General features: G+C 69.6%; 4 protein-coding genes. All 4 read left to right on the plus strand.

Features of this window, described 5'->3' with window-relative positions:
• Positions 1-114 precede the first annotated feature (114 nt).
• Positions 115-714 (plus strand): recombination mediator RecR, encoded by a 600-nt coding sequence (gene recR / locus CCN33_RS23290; protein ID WP_086695467.1) that lies wholly within the window; start codon positions 115-117, stop codon positions 712-714.
• A complete protein-coding gene (locus CCN33_RS23295) occupies positions 707-1,366 on the plus strand; it encodes a DUF5063 domain-containing protein (RefSeq protein ID WP_086695468.1) in 660 nt (219 codons plus the stop codon). Before recR ends, CCN33_RS23295 begins: the two co-directional genes overlap by 8 nt.
• A gap of 164 nt (positions 1,367-1,530) precedes the next feature.
• A complete protein-coding gene (locus tag CCN33_RS23300; RefSeq protein WP_086695469.1) occupies positions 1,531-2,808 on the plus strand; it encodes an aspartate kinase in 1,278 nt (425 codons plus the stop codon).
• Positions 2,808-3,597: aspartate-semialdehyde dehydrogenase (locus tag CCN33_RS23305; protein WP_086695470.1), on the plus strand; the 790-nt coding region annotated here is incomplete at its 3' end. The genes CCN33_RS23300 and CCN33_RS23305, both read left to right, overlap by 1 nt.

Consider the following 3,597-nt stretch of genomic DNA (forward strand, 5'->3'; position numbering starts at 1 on the left):
AGAAGCTCGGCCCGCTGGCCGAGGGACTCGGCGGCGGCGGCATCCCCGGTCTGCCTTTCTGACGCCGGGGCAACTACCGTACGTACCGCAAGGTCTTGAAGGAAAGGCAGTCCGTTGTACGAAGGCGTGGTCCAGGACCTCATCGACGAGCTGGGGCGGCTCCCCGGCGTCGGTCCCAAGAGCGCGCAGCGGATCGCCTTCCACGTCCTCCAGGCCGAGCCGACCGACGTCAAACGGCTCGCGCACGCCCTCATGGAGGTCAAGGCCAAGGTCCGCTTCTGCGCGACCTGCGGAAACGTGGCGCAGGAAGAGCTGTGCAACATCTGCCGCGACCCGCGCCGCGACACTTCGGTCATCTGCGTGGTCGAGGAGCCCAAGGACGTGGTGGCCATCGAGCGCACCCGTGAGTTCCGGGGCAAGTACCACGTCCTGGGCGGCGCGATCAGCCCCATCGAGGGTGTCGGCCCGGACGACCTGCGGATCAGGGAACTCCTGGCCCGCCTGGCCGACGGCACCGTCACGGAGCTGATCCTCGCCACCGATCCCAATCTCGAAGGCGAGGCCACGGCGACGTACCTCGCCCGCATGATCAAGCCCATGGGTCTGAAGGTCACCCGCCTGGCCAGCGGCCTCCCGGTCGGCGGGGACCTGGAATACGCGGACGAGGTCACCCTCGGCCGCGCCTTCGAGGGGAGACGACTGCTAGATGTCTGACGCCACGCTGCACGCCACGTCGCAGAACCCGGACGACTTCGCCGTCCAGATCGCCGACCAGATCGAGAGCTTCCTGGTCGCCGTCACCGAGGTCGCCAAGGGCGACGAGCCCGGTTCCACCGTGCCCTTCCTCCTGCTGGAGGTCTCCCAGCTCCTGCTGGCCGGCGGCCGCCTCGGCGCGCACGAGGACTTCCTCCCCGACGAGCGCTACGAGCCCGACCCCGGCCCCGAGCCGGACGCGGACGGCCTGCGCGAGAACCTGGCCCGCCTGCTGGACCCGGTCGACGTCTACTCCGAGGTCTTCGACCCGTACGCGCCCCGCACCGCGCCGGTCGCCGCCCGGATCTCCGACGACCTCGCCGACGTCATCACCGATCTGCGCCACGGCATGGTCCACTACCGGGCCGGCCGCACCGCGGAGGCGCTGTGGTGGTGGCAGTTCTCCTACTTCTCCAACTGGGGCACCACCGCCTCCGCCGTGCTGCGCGCCCTGCAGTCCGTCCTCATCCACGTCCGCCTCAACCAGCCGCTGGAGGAGCTGGACGGTCTCGACACCGACCAGGACCTGGGCGACGAGGTGCTGGAGATGGAGGCCGGACGGGTCATGGCCGAGGAGATCGGCACCCCGCTCGGCATCCGCCAGGTGCGCTGACCAGGCGGGTCGCGCTGTGACGCGGAGCACTTTCCGCGTGGCCCGCGTACCGCTGGGCAGGTTCGGGACCGGGCGGACGACGTCTCACCATGCGGGAGCGCGATGGTGGATTTCGGACGCTCGATAGACTGAGCCGACACAAACGAACCGAGCGAGGAGCGCACGTGGGCCTTGTCGTGCAGAAGTACGGAGGCTCCTCCGTAGCCGATGCCGAGGGCATCAAGCGCGTCGCCAAGCGGATCGTGGAAGCCAAGAAGAACGGCAACCAGGTGGTTGTCGTGGTCTCCGCGATGGGCGACACGACGGACGAGCTGATCGATCTCGCCGAGCAGGTTTCTCCGATGCCTGCCGGACGTGAATTCGACATGCTGCTGACCGCCGGAGAGCGTATCTCCATGGCCCTGCTGGCGATGGCGATCAAAAAGCTGGGCCACGAGGCCCAGTCGTTCACGGGCAGCCAGGCAGGTGTCATCACCGACTCGGTCCACAACAAAGCCCGCATCATCGACGTCACGCCGGGCCGCATCCGCACCGCGCTGGACGAGGGCAACATCGCCATCGTCGCCGGTTTCCAGGGCGTGAGCCAGGACAAGAAGGACATCACCACGCTGGGCCGCGGCGGTTCCGACACCACCGCCGTCGCGCTCGCCGCCGCGCTCGACGCCGAGGTCTGTGAGATCTACACCGACGTGGACGGCGTGTTCACCGCCGACCCGCGCGTGGTGAAGAAGGCCCGGAAGATCGACTGGATCTCCTTCGAGGACATGCTGGAGCTGGCCGCGTCCGGCTCCAAGGTGCTGCTCCACCGCTGCGTGGAGTACGCCCGCCGGTACAACATCCCGATCCACGTGCGCTCCTCCTTCAGCGGGCTGCGCGGCACGTGGGTCAGCAGCGAGCCGATCGAGCAAGGGGAACAGCAGGTGGAGCAGGCCATCATCTCCGGTGTCGCGCACGACACCTCCGAGGCCAAGATCACCGTCGTCGGCGTGCCGGACAAGCCGGGCGAGGCCGCGGCCATCTTCCGGACCATCGCGGACGCCCAGATCAACATCGACATGGTCGTGCAGAACGTGTCGGCCGCCTCCACGGGCCTCACCGACATCTCCTTCACCCTGCCGAAGACCGAGGGCCGCAAGGCCATCGACGCGCTCGAGCGCAACCGCTCCGGCATCGGCTTCGACTCCCTGCGCTACGACGACCAGATCGGCAAGATCTCTTTGGTCGGCGCCGGGATGAAGACCAACCCGGGCGTCACGGCCTCCTTCTTCGAGGCGCTCAGCGACGCGGGCGTCAACATCGAGCTGATCTCGACCTCCGAGATCCGCATCTCGGTCGTCACCCGCGCCGACGAGGTGCCCGAGGCCGTCCGTGCCGTGCACACCGCCTTCGGGCTCGACTCCGACACCGACGAGGCCGTCGTCTACGGGGGCACGGGCCGCTGATGTCACGCACCGGTCGCCCGACACTGGCGGTCGTGGGGGCGACCGGAGCCGTAGGAGCGGTGATGCTCCAGATCCTGTCCCAACGGGCGGACATCTGGGGCGAGATCAGGCTGCTCGCCTCCCCGCGCTCGGCCGGCCGCAAGCTGACCGTGCGCGGTGAGGAGGTCGAGGTCGCCGCCCTCACCGAGGAGGCCCTCGACGGCGTCGACGTCGCCATGTTCGACGTGCCCGACGAGGTGGCCGCCCAGTGGGCGCCGATCGCCGCCGCGCGCGGCGCGGTCGTGGTCGACAACTCCGGTGCCTTCCGGATGGACCCCGAGGTGCCGCTGGTGGTCCCGGAGGTCAACCCGCACATGGTCCGGATGCGGCCGCGCGGGATCGTCTCCAACCCCAACTGCACGACCCTGACGATGATCGTGGCCCTCGGCGCGCTGCACGCCGAGTTCGGGCTGCGCGAGCTGGTGGTCTCCTCCTACCAGGCGGTCAGCGGGGCCGGGCGGGCCGGGATCGAGACGCTGCGCGCCCAGCTGTCCCTGGTCGCGGGCACCGACCTGGGCACCGCGCCCGGTGACGTACGGCGTGCGGTGGGCGAGCTGACCGGGCCGTTCCCGGAGCCCGTCGCGCTCAACGTGGTGCCCTGGGCCGGGTCGCTGCGCGAGGACGGCTGGTCCTCGGAGGAGATGAAGGTCCGCGACGAGACCCGCAAGATCCTCGGCCTGGCCGCCCTGCCGGTCGCCGTCACCTGCGTACGGGTCCCGGTGCTCACCACCCACTCCCTCACCGTCCACG

It is taken from the genome of Streptomyces recifensis (assembly GCF_002154615.1).
GTDB lineage: Bacteria > Actinomycetota > Actinomycetes > Streptomycetales > Streptomycetaceae > Streptomyces > Streptomyces griseoluteus.

Coding starts and splice junctions, on each gene's coding strand:
- CCN33_RS23295 (WP_086695468.1), top strand. CDS start 707: ATGTCTGACGCCACGCTGCACGCCACGTCGCAGAACCCGGACGACTTC.